Origin of the sequence: Aeromonas sp. 19NY04SH05-1, assembly GCF_040581895.1 — a bacterium.
In the GTDB taxonomy this organism is placed as follows: domain Bacteria; phylum Pseudomonadota; class Gammaproteobacteria; order Enterobacterales; family Aeromonadaceae; genus Aeromonas; species Aeromonas enteropelogenes.
The window spans coordinates 1265292-1284891 of the sequence record NZ_CP095328.1; the positions used below are offsets into that span (position 1 = coordinate 1265292).

The 19600-nt window shown below is 60.2% G+C and carries 17 protein-coding genes; 13 read left to right on the forward strand and 4 right to left on the reverse strand.

All coding sequences use genetic code 11. From position 1 onward, the window contains the following. The first annotated feature begins 6 nt into the window (after positions 1–6). The 4 genes from MRK42_RS06005 to MRK42_RS06020 all read left to right on the forward strand — a co-directional run bounded on the left by MRK42_RS06005 (position 7) and on the right by MRK42_RS06020 (position 6478). Positions 7–2886: a formate dehydrogenase subunit alpha gene (locus MRK42_RS06005; protein ID WP_216992801.1), complete on the forward strand. Its 2880-nt coding sequence runs from the start codon at positions 7–9 to the stop codon at positions 2884–2886. A 4-nt stretch (positions 2887–2890) separates the two neighbouring features. Continuing rightward, the gene (fdh3B, locus tag MRK42_RS06010; RefSeq protein ID WP_026457829.1) at positions 2891–3550 is read left to right on the forward strand and encodes a formate dehydrogenase FDH3 subunit beta; all 660 of its coding nucleotides are present in this window, start codon (positions 2891–2893) and stop codon (positions 3548–3550) included. Then, entirely contained in the window at positions 3547–4518 is a 972-nt protein-coding gene (locus tag MRK42_RS06015) for a formate dehydrogenase subunit gamma (RefSeq protein WP_026457830.1), read from the forward strand. The genes fdh3B and MRK42_RS06015 overlap by 4 nt, the downstream gene beginning before the upstream one ends. Before the next feature lie 244 nt (positions 4519–4762). Beyond that, positions 4763–6478, forward strand: a complete 1716-nt coding sequence (locus tag MRK42_RS06020) for an NAD-dependent malic enzyme (RefSeq protein WP_042024810.1) — start codon at positions 4763–4765, stop codon at positions 6476–6478. 77 nt (positions 6479–6555) lie between these two features. Here the strand turns inward: MRK42_RS06020 and MRK42_RS06025 are convergent, their stop codons facing one another. Continuing rightward, positions 6556–6897, reverse strand: coding sequence for an RT0821/Lpp0805 family surface protein (locus MRK42_RS06025; RefSeq protein ID WP_338611938.1), 342 nt, complete (start codon positions 6895–6897; stop codon positions 6556–6558). Continuing rightward, positions 6894–8066: a hypothetical protein gene (locus MRK42_RS06030; protein ID WP_338611939.1), complete on the reverse strand. Its 1173-nt coding sequence runs from the start codon at positions 8064–8066 to the stop codon at positions 6894–6896. The genes MRK42_RS06025 and MRK42_RS06030 overlap by 4 nt, the downstream gene beginning before the upstream one ends. A 305-nt stretch (positions 8067–8371) precedes the next feature. On the opposite strand from MRK42_RS06030, the gene MRK42_RS06035 reads away from it, so the two are divergent. Beyond that, positions 8372–9610 carry a uracil-xanthine permease family protein gene (locus MRK42_RS06035; RefSeq protein ID WP_338611940.1) on the forward strand — a complete coding sequence of 413 codons (1239 nt, stop codon included), beginning with the start codon at positions 8372–8374 and terminating at the stop codon, positions 9608–9610. 116 nt (positions 9611–9726) lie between these two features. On the opposite strand, the gene MRK42_RS06040 is transcribed toward MRK42_RS06035, so the two are convergent. Beyond that, positions 9727–10173 (reverse strand): GNAT family N-acetyltransferase, encoded by a 447-nt coding sequence (locus MRK42_RS06040; RefSeq protein ID WP_338611941.1) that lies wholly within the window; start codon positions 10171–10173, stop codon positions 9727–9729. A 151-nt stretch (positions 10174–10324) separates the two neighbouring features. On the opposite strand from MRK42_RS06040, the gene MRK42_RS06045 reads away from it, so the two are divergent. Continuing rightward, complete coding sequence (locus MRK42_RS06045) at positions 10325–10825, forward strand: SRPBCC domain-containing protein (RefSeq protein ID WP_042024815.1); 501 nt, start codon at positions 10325–10327, stop codon at positions 10823–10825. A gap of 196 nt (positions 10826–11021) precedes the next feature. On the opposite strand, the gene glk is transcribed toward MRK42_RS06045, so the two are convergent. After that, a complete protein-coding gene (gene glk, locus MRK42_RS06050) occupies positions 11022–11990 on the reverse strand; it encodes a glucokinase (RefSeq protein ID WP_061475575.1) in 969 nt (322 codons plus the stop codon). Between the two features lie 352 nt (positions 11991–12342). Between glk and MRK42_RS06055 the strand changes: the two genes are divergently transcribed. From MRK42_RS06055 to fliG, 7 genes are all read left to right on the forward strand, one after another. After that, positions 12343–13197 carry a MurR/RpiR family transcriptional regulator gene (locus MRK42_RS06055; RefSeq protein ID WP_167334817.1) on the forward strand — a complete coding sequence of 285 codons (855 nt, stop codon included), beginning with the start codon at positions 12343–12345 and terminating at the stop codon, positions 13195–13197. A gap of 162 nt (positions 13198–13359) precedes the next feature. Next, positions 13360–14799 (forward strand): pyruvate kinase, encoded by a 1440-nt coding sequence (gene pyk, locus MRK42_RS06060; protein WP_026456067.1) that lies wholly within the window; start codon positions 13360–13362, stop codon positions 14797–14799. 227 nt (positions 14800–15026) lie between these two features. Further along, positions 15027–15806, forward strand: coding sequence for a hypothetical protein (locus tag MRK42_RS06065; protein ID WP_354688920.1), 780 nt, complete (start codon positions 15027–15029; stop codon positions 15804–15806). A 149-nt stretch (positions 15807–15955) separates the two neighbouring features. Further along, entirely contained in the window at positions 15956–16339 is a 384-nt protein-coding gene (locus MRK42_RS06070; RefSeq protein ID WP_224211297.1) for a hypothetical protein, read from the forward strand. Positions 16340–16462: 123 nt separating this feature from the next. After that, complete coding sequence (gene fliE / locus MRK42_RS06075; RefSeq protein WP_026456070.1) at positions 16463–16780, forward strand: flagellar hook-basal body complex protein FliE; 318 nt, start codon at positions 16463–16465, stop codon at positions 16778–16780. Positions 16781–16791: 11 nt separating this feature from the next. Beyond that, positions 16792–18495 (forward strand): flagellar basal-body MS-ring/collar protein FliF, encoded by a 1704-nt coding sequence (gene fliF / locus MRK42_RS06080; RefSeq protein ID WP_042024819.1) that lies wholly within the window; start codon positions 16792–16794, stop codon positions 18493–18495. Next, entirely contained in the window at positions 18488–19549 is a 1062-nt protein-coding gene (fliG, locus tag MRK42_RS06085; RefSeq protein WP_026456071.1) for a flagellar motor switch protein FliG, read from the forward strand. The genes fliF and fliG overlap by 8 nt, the downstream gene beginning before the upstream one ends. The last annotated feature ends 51 nt before the right edge of the window (positions 19550–19600 follow it).

The following is a 19600-nucleotide window of genomic DNA, read 5'->3' on the forward strand; positions in this document are numbered from 1 at the left end:
GATCTTATGAAACTGACGAAACGTGCCGAGCCGGCAACTTCCGCCGATCAATCCAGTGCCGCCACCTCCCGTGGTCAGGGGCTGACCCGCCGCGCCTTTATGGTCAACTCCGGTCTGGTGGCCGGTGGTGCCGTGGCCGCCGGTTGGCTGGCACCGGCCATGATGCAGCGAGCCGAAGCCAAAACCGTGGCCGCCGACGTGCCGGTCGAGGTGAAACGCACCATCTGCTCCCACTGCTCGGTGGGCTGCGGCGTCTATGCCGAGGTGCAAAACGGGGTCTGGACCGGTCAGGAGCCGGCCTTCGATCACCCCTTCAACCTCGGCGGTCACTGCGCCAAGGGGGCTGCCCTGCGCGAGCATGGCCACGGCGAGCGTCGCCTCAAGTACCCGATGAAGCTGGTGGGCGGCAAGTGGCAGCGCATCAGCTGGGATCAGGCCATCGAAGAGGTGGGCAACGAGGTGCTGCGTCTTCGCAAGGAGTCCGGTCCGGACAGCATCTTCTGGCTCGGCTCCGCCAAGCACTCCAACGAGCAGGCCTACCTGTTTCGCAAGATGGCGTCCCTGTGGGGCACCAACAACGTGGATCACCAGGCGCGCATCTGCCACTCCACCACGGTCGCCGGTGTGGCCAACACCTGGGGCTATGGCGCCATGACCAACAGCCTGAACGACATGCACAACAGCAAGTCGATCATGTTTATCGGTTCCAACCCGGCGGAGGCCCACCCGGTCGCCATGCAGCACATCCTGCTGGCGAAAGAGCGCAACGGCTGCAAGATCCTGGTGGTGGATCCGCGCCGCACCCGCACCGCCGCCAAGGCGGACATGTACCTCTCCCTGCGCCCGGGCACCGACGTGGCCTTCATCTGGGGCATGTTGTGGCACATCTTCAAGAACGGTTGGGAAGACAAGGAGTTTATCCGCACCCGCGTCTTTGGCATGGACGAGGTGCAAAAAGAGGTAGCGCGCTGGACCCCGGCGGAAGTGGAGCGGGTGACAGGCCTCAGTGAAAAAGAGGTCTACGGCGCCGCCAAGCTGCTCTCCGACAACCGTCCGGGCTGCGTGGTCTGGTGTATGGGCGGTACCCAGCACACCACCGGCAACAACAATACCCGTGCCTACTGCATCCTCGAGCTGGCTCTTGGCAACGTGGGCAAGAGCGGTGCCGGTACCAACATTTTCCGCGGCCACGACAACGTGCAGGGTGCCACCGACTTTGGCGTTACCTCCGACTCCCTGCCCGGCTACTACGGCCTGGAAGAGGGGGCCTGGAAGCACTGGGCCCGGGTGTGGGATGTGGACTTCGAGTGGCTCAAATCCCGTTTTGATAACAAGGCCTACAACGGCAAACTGCCGATGAACAACAACGGTATTCCGGTCTCCCGCTGGGTGGATGGGGTGCTGGAGAACGCCGACCTTATCGAGCAGGGCACCAACATTCGCGCCATGTTCTACTGGGGCCATGCGGTCAACTCCCAGACCCGCGGTCCCGAGATGAAGAAGGCGATGCAAAAGCTCGACATGATGGTGATCGTCGACCCGTACCCGACCGTGGCGGCGGTGATGAACGATCGCACCGACGGCGTCTACCTGCTGCCGGCCACCACCCAGTTCGAGACCTATGGTTCCGTCACCGCAACCAACCGCTCCATGCAGTGGCGCGACAAGGTGATCGAGCCCCTGTTCGAGTCCAAGGTCGACCACGAGATCATGTATCTCTTGAGCAAGAAGCTGGGCTTTGCCGATGAGCTGTTCAAGCACATCAAGGTGGAGAACAACCAGCCGCTCTTGGAAGACATCACCCGCGAGTACAACCGCGGCATGTGGACCGTCGGTTACACCGGCCAGAGTCCGGAGCGCCTCAAGGAGCACCAGCAGAACTGGCACACCTTCCACAAGACCAGCCTCAAGGCCGAAGGTGGCCCGGTCAGCGGCGAGATCTACGGTCTGCCCTGGCCCTGTTGGGGTACCCCGGAGATGAAGCACCCCGGCAGCCACATCCTCTATGATACCAGCATCCCTGTGTCAGAAGGGGGCGGCGGTTTCCGTGCCCGTTTCGGTCTCGAATATCAGGGTGTCTCCTTGCTGGCCGAAGACTCCTGGCCCAAGGGTAGCGAGGTGGAGGACGGTTATCCCGAGATCACCGCCGATCTGATGAAGCAACTGGGCTGGTGGGACGAGCTGACCGAGGCCGAGAAGAAGGAAGCCGAGGGCAAGAACTGGAAGACCGACCTTTCTGGCGGTATCCAGCGCGTCGCCATCAAGCACGGCTTCGTACCGTATGGCAACGCCAAGGCACGCTGCGTGGTGTGGACCTTCCCGGATCAGGTGCCCAAGCACCGCGAGCCGCTCTACACCCCGCGCCGGGATCTGTTGGCCGACTACGCCACCTGGCCCGATGCCAAGAGCCTGTGGCGCCTGCCGACCCAGTACGCCTCGGTGCAGGAAAAAGATGTCAGCAAGGAGTTCCCCATCATCCTCACCTCCGGCCGTCTGGTCGAATACGAGGGGGGCGGTGACGAGACCCGTTCCAACCCTTGGTTGGCCGAGCTGCAGCAGGAGATGTTCGTCGAGATGAACCCGGCGGATGCCAACGATGTCGGTGTGCGCGACGGTCAGGATGTCTGGGTCGAGGGGCCGGAAGGGGGCCGCGTCAAGGTGAAAGCCCTGATCACGCCGCGGGTGAAGCCTGGCCTTGCCTTTATGCCGTTCCACTTCGGCGGTCATTTCGAGGGCAAGGATCTGAGATCCAAATATCCGGAAGGGTCAGACCCTTACGTACTGGGCGAGTCGGTCAACATAGTCACTACCTATGGTTATGACCCGGTTACCCAGATGCAGGAGACCAAGGTCACCCTGTGCCGTTTTCGTAAAGTAGGAGCCTGATCCCATGGCCAGAATGAAATTCATGTGTGACACCAAGCGCTGCATCGAGTGCAACGGCTGTGTGACGGCGTGCAAGAACGAGAACGATGATGCCCTGGAGTGGGGCATCCAGCGTCGCCGGGTGGTGACTCTCAACGATGGCCTGCCGGGAGAAACCTCCATCTCGGTGGCCTGCATGCACTGCACCGACGCCCCCTGCATGGCGGTCTGCCCAGCGGACTGCTTCTACCACACCGACGACGGCATAGTGCTGCACAACAAGGATCTCTGTATCGGTTGTGGTTACTGCCTGTTCGCTTGCCCGTTCGGGGCGCCCCAGTTCCCGAAGACCGCCGCCTTTGGCGATCGCGGCAAGATGGACAAGTGCACCTTCTGCGCCGGTGGCCCGGAGGAGGATCACAGCGAGGCGGAGCGCCAGAAGTACGGTGCCAACCGTATCGCCGAGGGCAAGCTGCCCATGTGTGCCGAGCTCTGCTCCACCAAGGCGCTGCTGGCCGGTGACGCCCAGGTCATCTCCGACATCTTCCGCGAGCGGGTGGCCTATCGCGGTGCACCTCACGCGGCCTGGGGCGGGGATGAGCAGGATCTGTTCCACGACGCCAGCAAACCCCGCGATGGCAGAGGCAAGGGGCTCAAGCTTGGCAAGCAGGAGGGCGGCCAATGAGACACTGGCTGACAGCGCTGCTGACAGCCTTGCTGCTGTTCAGCGCGCCTGGCTTCGCCGATGCCCAGAAGGAGACGATCGGCTTTGCCGGTGCCGACTACTGGCGCGCGGTGAAGGACGGGCAGGAGGGAACCACCACCTCCCGCTCGCCGGAGCACGGGGTACTCATCTCGGTGCCGGGTCAGCTCTGGTTCGAGGTGAAGACCAAGTGGGTATCGCCGCTGGGTGCCATCGCCATTTTCGGGTCGCTCGCCATGTGCGGCCTGATGTACTGGGTGGTGGGGCCGACCAAGCTCTCCAAACCCAGAACCGGGCGCAAGCTCAAGCGCTGGAGTAGGATGGACAGGGCCCTGCACTGGACCACGGCTGCCATGTTCTTGACCCTCTCGGGGTCGGGGCTGGCCATCATCTACGGCAAGTATTTCATCAAGCCGGTAGTGAGCATGGGAGTGTGGGAGAACTGGATCTGGTTCGCCAAGGTGTTCCACAACTACGTGGGCCCGCTCTTCTTCCTCTGCCTGCTCGGGGTGCTCATCAAGTGGTTCCGCCACAACATCGTCAATATGGTGGATGTGCAGTGGTTCCTGAAATTTGGCGGCATGCTGGGCAAGCACAAGGGGAGTCATCCCTCGGCGGGCTTCTCCAACGGCGGCGAGAAGGCGATCTTCTGGCTGCTGATCTGGTTTGGCGGCATCGTGGTGGCGACCGGGCTGTTTCTGGACTTCCCCATCTTCGGCCAGCTGCGCCGCCAGATGGAGTGGGCCAGCTTCATCCACATCGTCGGGGCCCTGATCCTCATCTGCGGCTTCATTTTCCATATCTATATGGGCCTGTTCCAGCTGGAAGGGGCGCTGGAGGGGATGGTGACTGGCGAGGTGGACGAGACCTGGGCCAGGGAGCACCACGATCTCTGGTATGAAGAAGTCAAACACAAGCTGGATGAGCCCAAAGAGGGCAAATCCAGTTAAACAGACGTTGTTTAAACAGGGGCGCTGCGGCGCCCCTTCTTTTGCTCTCCATCCGGGGAAACAAGGCCATGTCGGTCTGCTGGTTGGATAGTGCGGCACAACTTTCTCGCCCTGGCCCCTGGCAGGAGGGCAGGGGTATGCCCAAGCTCACAAAATCGAATTGATAAACGTCATATGATTGATTTCATTATGTGTCTCGCTCTCCTGCCGAACGGCAACTTCATGTAAATCAACGAGAATGACTATGGCTACCGGACAATATCTGCTGTGGAAAGACGCACAGGGACAAGATTTTCGCCCCGTTGCACTGACAGGCACCGATCTGCTCAATGATCGCAATCTCAACAAGGGCACCGCCTTTACCGAACAGGAGCGGGCCGACTTCGAGCTCGACGGCCTGCTGCCACCCCAGGTGCAAACGTTTGAAGCCCAGCTGGAGCGGGTCTACCAGGGCTTTCTGAGCGCCTGCAACGATATCGAGAAGTATCAGAACCTGCGGGCATTACAGGATCGCAACGAGACCCTTTTCTATGCCCTGCTGTCGCGCCATGTGGAGGAGATGACCCCCTACATCTATACCCCGACCGTGGGCAAGGCGTGCCAGGAGTTCAGCCACCGCTTCCAGAAGCCGCGCGGCCTCTACATCACCCCGAAAAACGTCGAGGACATGGGCTCTCTGGCCCGCCATCTCGATGCCAAATCCGTGCGCATTATCGTCGTGACCGACAGCCAGGGGATCCTGGGGATCGGCGATCAAGGGGTGGGCGGCATGGGCATTCCCATCGGCAAGCTCTCCCTCTACACCTTGGGCGCCGGGATCCATCCCGCCTGCTGCTTGCCCATCGCGCTGGATGTGGGTACCGACAACCAGGCGCTGCTCGATGACCCCATGTATCTGGGTCAGCCTCACAAGCGCATTCGCGGCAAGGAGTATGACGACTTCATCGACAAGTTCGTGGCCGGGGTCAAGCGCCACTTCCCCAATGCCGTGTTGCAGTGGGAAGACTTCAGCAAGTCCAACGCCTTCAACAATCTTTCCCGTTACCAGCAGTCGCTGCCTTCCTTCAATGACGATATCCAGGGCACGGGGGCCGTGGTGCTGGCCGGTATCATAGGGGCGGTCAAGGCCAAGGGCGAAAGCCTGGGTCAGCAGAACTATCTGGTCTATGGCGCCGGTGCCGGCGGGGTCGGGGTGGCGGATCAGATCTGCGCCGGCCTCATCCGCGAGGGCATGGATCCTCAGGCGGCGCGGGATCGCATCTATATCCTGGATACCCAGGGGCTGGTGTGTGACAACCGTGAGGGGCTTGACGAGTACAAGCGCCGCTATGCCAAGCCGGGCCTGTTGCTGTCGGGCTGGGACACCGAAGTCCCCGGCAAGGCGAACCTGACCGATGTGCTGCGCCATGTGCCCATCACTGTGTTGCTGGGCACCAGCGGCGCCGGTGGTGCCTTCAAGGAGCAGCATATCCAGCTGATGCTGACCCATTGCGAACGCCCAATGGTGTTCCCGCTCTCCAATCCGACCGCCAACTGCGAGGCGCTGCCGGAGGACATCTATCGCTGGAGCAAGGGCAAGGCCATCGTCGCCACCGGCAGCCCGTTCAAGGATGTGCACTATGAGGGGCAGGATTACCGGGTGGGGCAGGGCAACAACGTCTTCATCTTCCCGGGGGTGGGGTTGGCGGCCATCGTCAGCCAGATCCGCGAGATAAGCCCCGACATCTTCACCACAGCCGCCTTTGCGCTGGCCGAATGTGTGAGCGAGGTAGATCTGGCGCAAGGGGCGGTTTATCCGCGCATTCGCGAGCTGCGCAGCATCTCGGTGCACGTGGCGACCGCCGTGCTGAAAGACATAGTGCGCAAGGATCCCGGCCATCCGCTGATCGGTCAGGATCTGCAGCAGCATATCCTGAGCCACATGTGGGAGCCGGTCTACCTGCCCTATCGCCGGGTGTGATCCGGGCAAGCTTGAAATGAAAGGGGGTGGCCATGGCCACCCCCTTTGTTTTGATACCCAGGCTGTCACCGGCGCGGTCAGCTGCGCAGTGGCAGCCAGTGCCCTGCCTTGCTGCGACAAGCGGTGTCCTGCCACTGCTGGCTGGCTTGGCCTATGTAGAGCTGCTCGCGGTAGTCGCGGCACCAGAGGCCATTGGGGTGGCGAAAGGTGCGCAGCGGCGTGACGCTGCCCGAGTGGCGGTTGGTGGGGTTGAACCAGGTGAGACTCTGGCCCTTGGGACGGGTTTGCAACGCCTCGGCCAGCGCCTGGTTGGCCAGCGCCACGTCCTGCTTGTCCATCTGATGGTAGAGCGGGGCCGACTGCTGGGCGGCACAGCCGAACAGCCACAAGGAGAGGCAGATCAACAGATAACGGTTCATGGTTGCTCCTTACTGTTGAACCCTTGCTGGATCAGCGCTTGTTCCTGCGCATCGGTCAGGGTCTGGCCGCGATCGTCTACCGTGCCGTCCCCCCGCAGCTTGTTGCCGTTGGCATCGACGGTGTCTACCCCGTTGTCGTCGACTGTGCCGTCGCCCCGGATCTCGTTGCCGTTGGCATCGATGGCATCCACGCCGTTATCGTCGAGACCGCTGTCATCCAGGCCGTTGCCGAGGCCACGACCACCGCCATGACGCTCACCGCCGGCGTGACGATCACCTCCGGCATGTTGTTCTCCACCGGCATGGCGATCTCCTCCTGCATGTTGTTCTCCACCGGCGTGTTCACCCTGACCATGGTCATCGCCGCCATGGCTACTGCCGCCGCTGTTGCTGCCACCGCCGCTGTTGCTGCCACCGCCGCCGTCGCTGTCACCGCCGCTGTTGCTGCCACCGCCGCTGTTGCTGCCTCCGCCGCTATCGCTGTCACTGCCGCCACTACCACTGCTGCTGCTTCCACCACCTCCGCTTCCACTTCCACCCCCACCGCTATTGCCATCGCCATCCTTGTTGTGAACGATCAACTCATTGGCGATATAGCTGTGGCTGCCATCAAGGATCAGATTGAACAATGCCGTGGTGGGCGGGGCGTCAATCCAGCAGAGGGACTCCACCAACAGCAGGGCGGGCTGCGGGGCCAGCGCTAGGTTGCCTGCACTGCCGGTTTCCGACCAGCCCAGCAGTCGCATGCCGGTAAAGAGCGGCAGCACGGCGAGGGTCGGGTTTTCGGAGCGGGTCATGGCTGGTGCGATGGCCGCCCAGCCGCGGGTAGTCAGGAAGGGGTGCTCGGCGGTGAAGAAGGGGGCCAGCTGGTTGAGCCCGTAGAGCCTGCGCTCCCCCAGTAGTACCCGTTCGACCGCCAGGATGCGGTTACTGCGGCCATATTGATCCCGCACCCGTTCACCGGCCTGCAGGGTTTCGATGGGACGCTCCTCCCCATCGGCCATCAGGATGCGGGTGCCGGCCACGAAACAGGACTTGGCATAGGCCTGATTCACCTGCCACTGATGGTGGCTGAAGTCATAGCTGTACGGGGTGGCAAACAGGGCCAGGGCGATGGCCGAACCCACCAGCAGTCTGCGCTGGCTGGGTTTGAAAGCGGGCAGTGACATGGGGGACTCCTTGTCCGGCTGGGTTCACGTCATCAAGTATAGGGCGGGCTGATGGAGGGGCAGGGGAGCCATTGACAAACAAAACAGCATAGAAAAACGATTGGCGCCGGCCATAAAAGTGCGTAAAATCGCTTCCTCGATGCTTGTAGCAACGAATCCCGCCTAAAAAGCCAGTTTCATGCCCTCCCCAAGCAGTAAAAGGTAACAAATGACACCAATTAGCTCATTCAGTGCCTTGAAAAAGTCTTGTGATAACTGAAAAGTGTCAAATATCCCTGTCAGTTATCAAAAAATTAAGGACATCCATGTTTTCCTTAGTCAAGCAAAGCGTCGCCGGGCTGCAAATCCTGTTTGTCGCCTTCGGTGCCATGGTTCTGGTGCCCCTGCTCACCGGACTTAACCCCGCCATGGCCCTGCTTGGCGCCGGTGTGGGAACCCTGCTGTTCCAGCTCTGCACCCGCCGTCAGGTTCCGATTTTCCTCGGTTCCAGTTTCGCCTTTATCGCTCCCATCATCTATGCCACCCAGACCTGGGGTCTGCCCTCCACCATGTTCGGCCTGTTTGCCGCCGGTTTCATGTATTTCATCCTGGCTGCCATCATCCGGGCTCGCGGCATGGGGTTTGTGCACAAATTGTTGCCGCCGGTGGTGATTGGCCCGGTGATCATGGTGATTGGCCTCTCCGTCGCCCAGGTTGCCTGCAACATGGCGATGGGCCGTGCCGGTGGTGAACAGGTAGTGCCTGCCACCACGGCGCTGACGCTGGCGGGCATCTCGCTGGCAGTGACCCTGATTGCCGCCGTGTTCTGCAAGGGCTGGATCAAGCTGATCCCCATCCTGTGCGGTGTGATTGCCGGCTATGTCTCTGCCGTGCTGATGGGCCAGGTGAGCTTCGATGGCATGGCCAATGCCCCCTGGCTGGCGTTGCCCCAGTTCGAAACTCCCGAGATCAACTGGGCTGCTGCGCTGTTCATGCTGCCGGTGGCCATCGCCCCCTGCATCGAGCATATCGGTGGCGTGCTGGCCATCGGCGGGGTGACCGGGCAGGACTACACCAAGAATCCCGGTCTGCACCGCACCCTGGCCGGTGACGGTATCGGGGTTTGCTTCGCCGGCCTTATCGGTGGTCCTCCCGTCACCACCTACGCGGAAGTGACCGGCGCCGTGATGATCACCCGCAACTTCAACCCGGTCACCATGACCTGGGCCGCCGTGTTCGCCATCATTCTGGCCTTCTTCGGCAAGTTCAACGCCCTGCTCACCTCCATCCCCATGCCGGTGATGGGCGGTATCATGCTGCTGCTGTTCGGATCCATCGCCGCCATCGGTCTCAAGACCCTGGTGGAGTCCAAGGTGGACCTGGGTATGTCGCGCAACATCGCCATCGTGGCCGTGACCCTGACCGTGGGTGTCGGTGCCCTGGAGATGAAGATCGGTGACTTCGCCCTGGCTGGCGTGGGTCTGGCGTCCGTTGCCGCCATCCTGCTCAACCTCATCCTGCCCCAGCACTCCGAAGAGGGTGCCATGGAGTCCGCCAAGGATTGAGTGGCAACTTGATTGTTCGCATTGAAGGCCACCCTTGGGTGGCCTTCTTTATTGATGTGCTCCGGGGAATAATCAGGAGCGCCATAAAAGATGAGAGGCAAGAAGACGTCGGTCAGTCAGGCTTGCCGGGTGTCTTCTGGCCAGGGGGCGACCAGTTTGCACCAGGGGCCGGTTATCTCGCAGTGTCCGGTCTCTTCGGTCGTCTGCCATCCCAGGCGATGATAAAACGCCACGGCTGCAGTATTGCGGGTCGCCACCTTGAGACTGGGTTGGCGCCGCGCACTGGCCAGGCCCTGTTCGAGCAGGGCTCTCCCTATCCCCTGACCGTGCCAGTCTGCGCTGACATAGAGGTGATGCACAAAGTCATCGGGTTGCCAGATGGCAATGAAGCCACACAGATATCCCCCTCGCTCTGCCACCCAGATGGTTTCTCCCTGGGTCTGGGTTGCAAAATCGTCTGCTCTGAAGCAGGCTAGATCGACCCAGTGAAAGGTGTCCCGACGGCTCTTGAGAAACAGGTTGGCAAGATGATGCCTGTCTTCTGGTGCCATGAGTCGGATCATGATGATCTCCCTGTTTGAGGTGGTTGAGCGCTGGCAATACTTTGCAGCACGAGGCAGATAAGAAGGGTGTGATTAAGCGCTGTCCATTGTCTTTGCCCTGAGGCTATACTGCCGGAGTCCCCTGTATGGATGGCTTGAGGATCGCTGATTTATGGAAAATAAACAGATAGAAGGCAACATTTTTGTTCCTGCTCACATCGACGATGTCTGGCATGCCTGGACAACCGAGAGCGGTCTGCGCAGTTTTCTTGCTCCCGAGTGCCTGATGGTGGCGGAACCGAACGGTCCTTTCGAGATCTATTTCAGGCCAGATGCCCCACTGGGAGAAAGAGGCAGCGAAGGGTGCAGGGTGATGGCGGTCATGCCCTATGACCTGCTCAGCTTCAGCTGGAATTTCCCACCTTTTCTGTCTCATATCCGCCAGCAAAAAACCCAGGTCAGCCTGCGTTTCGTGCCCGAAGGGCAGGGTACCCGGCTCTATTTCCTGCAAACCGGCTGGGCCAATGATCCTGACTGGGAGCAGGGCTATGCCTATTTCAGGGAGGAGTGGCTGGAACTCAGCCTGCCAAGGTTGCAGTACCGGTTTACCCACGGGCCCATCGACTGGAACAATCCCCCCGACAAATCCCAGCTCAAATCCCTGGCCCAGTAAGCCGGACATAAAAAAAACCGGCCAAAAGGCCGGTTGAAACAGTTCAGGCTTGTCAGGTGACAAACGTAACCAGTGGATGAGAGAGGTTTCCACTCCATGTGAAGTCCTGCCCTCTTGATTACGTGACGTCACTTTATGTCATGGTCACTGAATCGAGGCTGAACCATGGCGTGATCCTTGCGGTGACAGGCTTTGCTCAGATCTTGAGTCCCATCGACTGGCGCAAATAGGCTCCCGCGCCGAGCAGTCCCGGACCCTCATGGGTGATCAGAAATACCGGGATATCCTTGAGGTAGGATTTGAAACGCCCCTTGTCTTCAAACGCCACCCGAAAACCCGAGCCGGTAAAGAACTCCTGGAAGCGCGGCACTATGCCGCCCGCAATATAGACGCCGCCAAAGGTGCCCATGTTGAGTGCCAGGTTGCCGGCAAAACGGCCCATCAGCACGCAAAACAGGCTCAAGGTGCGGCGACAGTCCAGGCATGAGTTGGCCAGGGCGCGCTCGGTAATGTCTTTCGGCGCCAGTGCTTCGGGTTCGCGACCATCGGATTTCACCAGGCCGCGATAGAGATTGACCAGCCCCGGGCCAGAAAGGAAACGCTCGGCCGAGACATGACCCAGTTCGCCACGCATCACCTGCAAAACGGCGTCCTCCTCTTCGCTGTTGGCGGCAAAATCCACATGCCCCCCTTCGCCCGGCAGGCTCAGCCACTGCTCACCCGCCTTGACCAGATGGGCCACGCCAAGGCCGGTACCAGCCCCATAGATGGCGATGGGCTTGCCTGCCACGGGGGCCTCTCCGCCCAGCTGGATGCGATCTTCTTCCGGCAGCACGGGAACGGCCATGGAGACGGCGGTAAAGTCGTTGATCACCAGCAGGCGCTCAAGACCGAGATTGGCTTGCATCTCTTTGATGGAGAATTCCCAGCTGTGGTTGGTCATGGCGACCCAGTCACCATTGATGGGGCAGGCGATGGCGATGCAAGCCTCGCTTACTTTTGCTGCGTGTTCATCCAGATAGAGGCGTACGACGGCTTCGAGAGAGGGGTGGGCAAGACCTGAATAGGTTTTTGCCTGGGAGATAGTGCCGGTGGCCAGCTCACACAGGGCCAGACGCGCATTGGTACCGCCGACATCGCCGACCAGCGCATGGGTATGCTGCATAACAACTCCTTCGTTACAGGCTTCGGACGACCGTTGGCGTCCCGAGATTATTGTTGGATTGTGACGAACCATTCTATCCGAGCTCGGCCCCGCTCACCCACCGGAACGGCACAAACGTGCGCCTGCTCACAGTGTTGTTGCTTTGCAACATTTGTAAGCGCTTTCAAGGCAAGGTGACGTTTTGTAACGAAAAGTACGAAATAATTAGAGATGAGTCATACTTTGTATGGCAGGTGTTAGTTGCGATAACCACTTGTCTTGTATAGTCATCAGGTTGATTGGAAACCTGCTTAGCCGTAAGTTGAGTGCAAAGACACTGAAGCTAAATTACAAAAAATGCCTGGTGGTGATGATGAATACCCTTGATAAAATTACAAACAACTTGGAAAGTTTCAGTAAATCAGAACGCAAGGTCGCCGAGGTGATCCTGGCGTCTCCCCAAACTGCCATTCACTCCAGCATCGCCGCCCTGGCCAAAATGGCCGACGTCAGTGAACCGACCGTCAACCGTTTTTGTCGTCGTCTCGATACCAAGGGTTTTCCCGATTTCAAACTGCATCTGGCCCAGAGCCTGGCCAATGGTACACCCTATGTGAACCGTCACGTAGAGGCGGAAGATGGCCCCGATACCTATACCGCCAAGATCTTCGAATCCACCATGGCTTGCCTGGATGCGGCCAAAAACAGCCTGGATATCTCAGCCATCAATCGCTGCGTCGATATCCTGACCCAGTCCAAGAAGATCAGCTTCTTCGGCCTTGGCGCCTCTTCGGCCGTCGCCCGCGATGCCCAGAACAAATTCTTCCGCTTCAACATCCCGGTAGTGAGCTTCGATGACATCGTCATGATGCGCATGAGCTGCATCAACAGCTCAGAGGGGGATGTGGTGGTGCTCATCTCCCACACCGGACGCACCAAGGCGCTGGTCGAGATTGCCGCGCTGGCTCGCGAAAACGATGCCACCGTCATCGGCATGACCGCCAAGGATTCGCCGCTGGCCCGCGAGTGCAACCTGGTGCTCTCCATGGATGTGCCGGAAGACACCGATGTCTATATGCCGATGGCTTCCCGTATCGCCCAGCTGGCGCTGGTTGATGTGCTGGCGACCGGTTTCACCCTGCGCCGGGGGATGAAGTTTCGCGAAAACCTGAAAAAAGTGAAAGAGGGACTGCGCGAATCCCGCTTCGATACACCGCACTCTTCCTGAGTCGTCGGGGGGTGACCCCCGGCTGTCTATGCCACCCTGCTTTGGTGTAGTATTGTAATTTAATAACAAAAGCCACCCAGATGGCTGGCAAACGGATGCCTGTCGGCATCCGCTTGATGGGGCAGAATTTCAAGTCATATCAACTTCATATTGGAGTCTTTCATGCCTAGACGTACAAAGATTGTAACCACACTCGGTCCGGCTACCGATCGCGAAGGGATCCTGGAAGGGATCATCCGCGCCGGCGCCGACATGGTGCGGATGAATTTCTCTCACGGCACTCCTGAAGATCATATCCAGCGCGCCAACCAGGTGCGTGACATTGCTGCCAAACTCGGCCGCCACGTGGCCATCATGGGTGACCTGCAGGGCCCGAAAATCCGTGTTTCTACTTTCAAGGATGGCAAGATCTACCTTGCCATCGGTGACAAGTTCGTGCTGGACGCCGCCCTCGGCAAGGGTGAAGGCTGCCAGGAGCAGGTGGGGATCGACTACAAGAGCCTGCCTAATGACGTGGTGCCGGGTGACATCCTGCTGCTGGACGACGGTCGTGTGCAACTGAAAGTCGAACGTGTCGAAGGTACTCGCATTCACACCACAGTGACTGTTGCCGGCCCGCTCTCCAACAACAAGGGCATCAACAAGAAAGGGGGCGGCCTCTCCGCGCCGGCTCTGACCGAGAAAGACAAGGAAGATATCAAGACTGCCGCCCGCATGAATGTGGACTACCTGGCTGTCTCCTTCCCCCGCTGCGGCGATGACCTGCGCTACGCCCGCGAGTTGGCCCGCGAAGCCGGTTCCAACGCCAAGATCGTGGCCAAGGTCGAGCGCGCCGAAACTGTCGCCACCGACGAGGCGATGGAAGACATCATCCTTGGCTCCGATGCCGTCATGGTGGCTCGTGGCGATCTGGGCGTCGAGATCGGCGACCCCGAGCTGGTGGGTGTGCAGAAGAAGCTGATCCGCTACTCCCGCCGTCTGAACCGGGTGGTGATCACCGCGACCCAGATGATGGAGTCGATGATCAATGCGCCGCTGCCGACCCGTGCCGAGGTGATGGACGTCGCCAACGCCGTGCTGGATGGCACAGATGCGGTGATGCTCTCCGCCGAAACTGCCGCCGGCCAGTTCCCCATCGAGACAGTGACCTCCATGGCAAGCGTCTGCGTGGGCGCCGAGAAGCACCCGAGCCTGAACGTTTCCAACCACCGCATGAGTTACACCTTCACCTCGGTGGAGGAAGCCGTCGCCATGTCCACCATGTATGCGGCCAACCACCTGGAAGGGGTCAAGGCGATCGTGGCGCTGACCGAATCCGGCACTACCCCGCTGCTGATGTCCCGCATCAGCTCCGGTCTGCCGATCTTCGCCCTGTCACCGCACAACAAGACTCTGGCCTGGACCAATCTCTACCGCGGTGTCACCCCTGTGCTGTTTGACGGCGACGAGACCAAGCCGGTCTATGAAGTGTGCCGCGATGCGCTGGACGTGCTCAAGGCCAAGGGGCTGCTGCAAAGCGGCGACATGGTTCTGCTCACTCACGGCGACAAGATGGAAACCGTCGGTAGTACCAACACCTGCAAGGTGATGATGGTCGAATAAGGCCTTTCATCCGCCAAGGCAACCAGAAAGCTGTTCACCGCGAGGTGAGCAGCTTTTTTTATATTCGTCTGCCGTACCGGTTACGAGGACCCATTGGCGAAGAGGCCGGGGATATAATGTGGCTCTCTGGCCTAAGCGGCACCCCACGGCTAAAACATGGTATGGTTTGCTGTCACAGCTGAAGACAGATTGCTTGTTACACCGCGAAGCATACGAGGAGATCTGGCATGAATCCGGGTAAAAAATGGGTGATGGCCCTGTCGCTGGGGCTGGTGTTGTCACCGGCTCACGCGGACTGGGCCAAGTTGAAAGAGGCGGCGTCCGATCTCGGCACTGTGGTCAGCGAGACCAGCAAGGAGGTCTGGCAGGATGTCAGCGATTTCTCCAAAAAGAGCTGGGCCTCCGTCTCCGCCTGGGGCGAGGATGCCTTCAATACCGCCGGGGTCTGGACTGACAAGAGCATCGCCACCGGCAAGGAGTGGCTGGCGGTCGCCGACAAGAAGCTCGACGAGATGCTCGAACCCGAGACCCCGGAAGAGGCGCGCCTTGCCCTCAACACCATGGCCGATACCGCGCTGGTGAGGTTGTTCAACGAGCAACCTTCGGCCAAGTTGCTGTTTGACAAGGCATATGGCTATGCGGTGTTCGATTCGCGCAAGTTCTCCCTGATGCTCCATACCAACCAGGGGGCCGGGGTGGCAATCGATCGCACCACGGGCAAGCACACCTACATGAAGATGTTTGGCGCGGGTATTGCCGCGGGTCTGGGAGGCAAGTTTTACCAGCAGGTGATCCTGTTTGAAGACAAGGCGCGGTTTGATGCCTTCGTCACCCAGGGATGGGAAGCGACCTCGGAAGTGGGGGCCGTGGCCGGCAAGGAGAGCGCCGAGCTCACCGCCAAGTACAACGGTGGCATGGCCATCTACCAGATCGGCGAGAAGGGGTTGCTGCTGGACGCCAATATTTCCGGCTCCAAATACTGGATAGACAAGGATCTGACCCAGTGATTGCGCAGGCTTTGAGCAACCGCATCTTTTTCTTCGCTCACAGTGAATTGTTGTCTGTTTAAATGACGCAACTTGCAGTAAAAAGAGGGCCATCGGCCCTCTTTTTCATGGGCGCAAGCAGGATTTGTCAGCAGAACAAGGAGAGTGGCATGGCACAAGCAGCAGAACAGGGCGGGATGGACGCGGCCCCGAGCTGGGACAAGCAGAGCGTCTATCTGCGTCTGCAGGATGGGATCCCCATGGCCTTCTGGGTCAAGGGGGAGCAGGTCTCTCCCCTCGAGCCCAGCCCTGAAGGATCGCAATATCGTGGGCATTTCGGCTGGGGGCGTGCCGATGAGGCGACCATGGCCCTGGCGGATGCCATCGTTGCCAGGCTGGTGGTGGAGAGACTGATCCCTCCCGAGCTGGCGGCGAGCCGCGCGGGTTACCTTCACAACGAAGTGTTGGTCAAGCTGCCCGCCGGGGAACACTACGATCTGCATCTGAGCTATCTGAGGCTGTTGTTGGGCGAGGGGGCCGTGCCGCGGCCGTGACTGGCGCCGGTTCGTCATCGCCCTCTGCGACCACCCATTCCCCTGGCTTGAGGGCATTTTTCCTAATTGGCACTTTTATTGCTTGGAGCCTGTCAGCGTCAATGATTTGTCTGGGGATGAAAAATGGAAATTAGTGCAAGCAGCCTGATGCAAGAGATGCAGGCCCTCAAGATTGAGGCAGGCGCCACACCGCTGACACAACCCGGTCGCCAGGTGACTTCCGATTTTGGCCAGTTGCTGCAGCAGGCACTTGGCAACGTCAACGAATTGCAAGGGGCTGCCAACGATCTGCGCACCCGTTTCGATATGGGTGACAAGTCGGTGGATCTGTCGGAAGTCATGATCGCAGGCCAGAAGTCCTCCATTGCCTTCGAGGCAACGGTACAGGTCCGCAACAAGATGGTCGATGCCTACAAGACCATCATGAACATGCCAGTGTAAGGATTTGAATCGTGGCTACTGACCAAAACGGCGAACTGCTGATGAACGATGAGGGCACCGCCGCCCTCGATGAAAATGAGCAGAAGAGTTCGGCGCTGGGCTTCTTGTCCAACACCGACGTGCTGCGGCAAATCACCCTGATCCTGGGGCTGGCCATCTGCCTGGCCATCGCCGTCTTCATCCTGTTGTGGGGCAAGGAGCCGGACATGCGTCCCCTTGGCACCTACACCACCCAGGAGCTGGTCAAGACCCTCGATTTTCTCGATCAGCAGAAGATCCCCTATCAGGTAGATGGCAAGAGCGTGCTGGTCAGCGCCGAAAACTACCCCAGCATCAAGCTGGCCCTGACCCGTGCCGGTCTGGTCAATGCGAGCGACATGACCAATGACGGCGAAGATATTCTGCTCAAGGATTCCAGCTTCGGCGTCAGCCAGCGGATGGAGAGCGAGCGCCTGAAATTGAGCCGCGAGCGTCAGCTGGCCAGCGCCATCGAGCAGTTCCAGAGCGTAGCCAGTGCCCAGGTGCTGCTGGCCATCCCCAAAGAGAACGTGTTTGCCCGCAACGAGCGCAAACCCAGCGCGACCGTGGTACTCAAGCTCAAGGGCGCCGCCCTCAATCAGGGGGAGGTGGACTCCATCGTCGACATGGTCGCCTCCGCCGTGCACGGCCTGGTGCCGACTCGCGTCACTGTGACCGATCAGAACGGTCGTTTGCTCAACTCCGGTTCCCAGGATCCTGTCTCTGCCCAGACTCGCAAGGAGTTTGCGATGCAGCAGAAGCAGGAACTCGAATACAAACAAAAAATTGACGCCATCCTGATCCCGGTGCTTGGCGCTGACAATTATACGGCGGAGGTCGATCTCTCCCTCGACTTCTCCCAGCAGGAGCAGACCCGCAAGACCTACAATCCCGACTTGCCGGCGGTGCGCTCCGAAATGACTCTGGAGGAGAACAGCTCCAGCGGCAGCAACGGCGGCATCCCGGGGGCCCTCTCCAACCAGCCGCCTGCCGCCTCCAATATTCCCGAACAGGCGACCGGTGGCGAGTCCGGCTCCGCCGCCTCGGGTCGCTCCCGCAAGGAGGCGACCCGCAACTTCGAACTCGATACCACCGTCAGCCACACCCGTCGCCAGATGGGGGGCATTCGCCGCATGACCGTCTCGGTCGCGGTGGATTACAAGTCGGTGACCGGTGCCGATGGCAAGGTCACCCGCGAGGCGCGCACCCAGGCCGAGCTCGATACCCTGCGCCGTCTGCTCGGCGGTGGCCTTGGCTTTGACGTGACCCGGGGTGACACCCTGGAAGTGGTCGCCATTCCGTTCAACCGTCCCGAGCTGGAAGTGGTGGGTGAGCCGCCGCTCTACGAACAGCCCTGGTTCTGGCGCGCAGTGCGCATCGCTGCCTCCGTGCTGGTCATCATCGTCCTTATCGTCACCGTGGTGCGCCCCATGCTCAAGCGCCTGCTCTACCCGGATGCCAAGCCAGAAGGGGAGCTGGATTTCGACAACCACACCGTGCTGGGTGGCGACGACGAACTGAGCCTGTTGGCAGCCCAGGCAGAAGCCGAGCCCGTGTTTGGACTGCGCGATGGTCAGCTCAAGCTGCCTGATCTGCACCGGGATGAAGACTTGCTCAAGGCGGTCCGTGCGCTGGTGGCGAACGAACCGGATCTGGCCGCTCAGGTCATTAAAGAATGGGTAACCAAAGATGCCTGAAGAGAATAAAAGCCAGGTCACCGGCAACGATATCACCGAAAGCCAGCGTCTGATCCTGGATCAGATGTCCGGCATGGAGATGGCGGCGGTGCTGATGTTGAGCCTCAACGAGGAGGATGCCGCCCAGATCTTCCGCCACCTCGAGCCCAAGCAGGTGCAGCGGCTCGGCATGTCGATGGCCTCCATGTCCGACTTCAGCCACGATCGGGTGGCGGCGGTGCACCGCCAGTTTATCGACGACATCCAGAAGTACACCAATATCGGTATCGGCAGCGAAGACTTCGTGCGCAAGGCCCTGGTGGCGGCCCTTGGCGAAGACAAGGCGAGCAACCTGGTGGATCAGATCATTCTGGGCTCAGGTGCCCGCGGCCTCGATTCCCTCAAATGGATGGATGCCCGCCAGGTGGCGAGCATCATCCAGAACGAGCACCCGCAGATCCAGACTATCGTGCTCTCCTATCTCGAGCCCGAGCAGTCCGCCGAGATCCTGAGCCAGTTCCCGGAGCAGGTGCGCCTGGATCTGGTGATGCGTATCGCCAACCTGGAAGAGGTGCAACCGGCGGCGCTGCAAGAGTTGAACGACATCATGGAGAAACAGTTCGCCGGTGCGGCGGGCGCCCAGGCAGCCAAGATGGGCGGCCTGAAGGCGGCAGCCAACATCATGAACTATCTGGATACCAACATCGAAGGCCAGCTGATGGACTCCATCCGCGAGTCGGACGAGGAGATGAGCCAGCAGATCCAGGATCTGATGTTCGTGTTCGAAAACCTTATCGATGTGGACGATCGCGGCATCCAGACCATGCTGCGGGAAGTGCCCGGCGATCTGCTGCAACGGGCCCTCAAGGGCTCCGACGATCAGATGCGCGAGAAGATCTTCAAGAACATGTCCAAACGGGCCGCCGAGATGCTGGCGGACGATCTGGAGGCCATGGGCCCGATCCGGGTCTCCGAAGTGGAGGCGGCCCAGAAGGAGATCCTCTCCATCGCCCGCCGTCTGGCGGATGCCGGCGAGATCATGCTGGGCTCCGGTGGCGGCGACGAGTTCCTCTAAGCCATGATCAACAAGTGGTATGGTGATGGCGGGCCAGCAACTGGCCGCGAC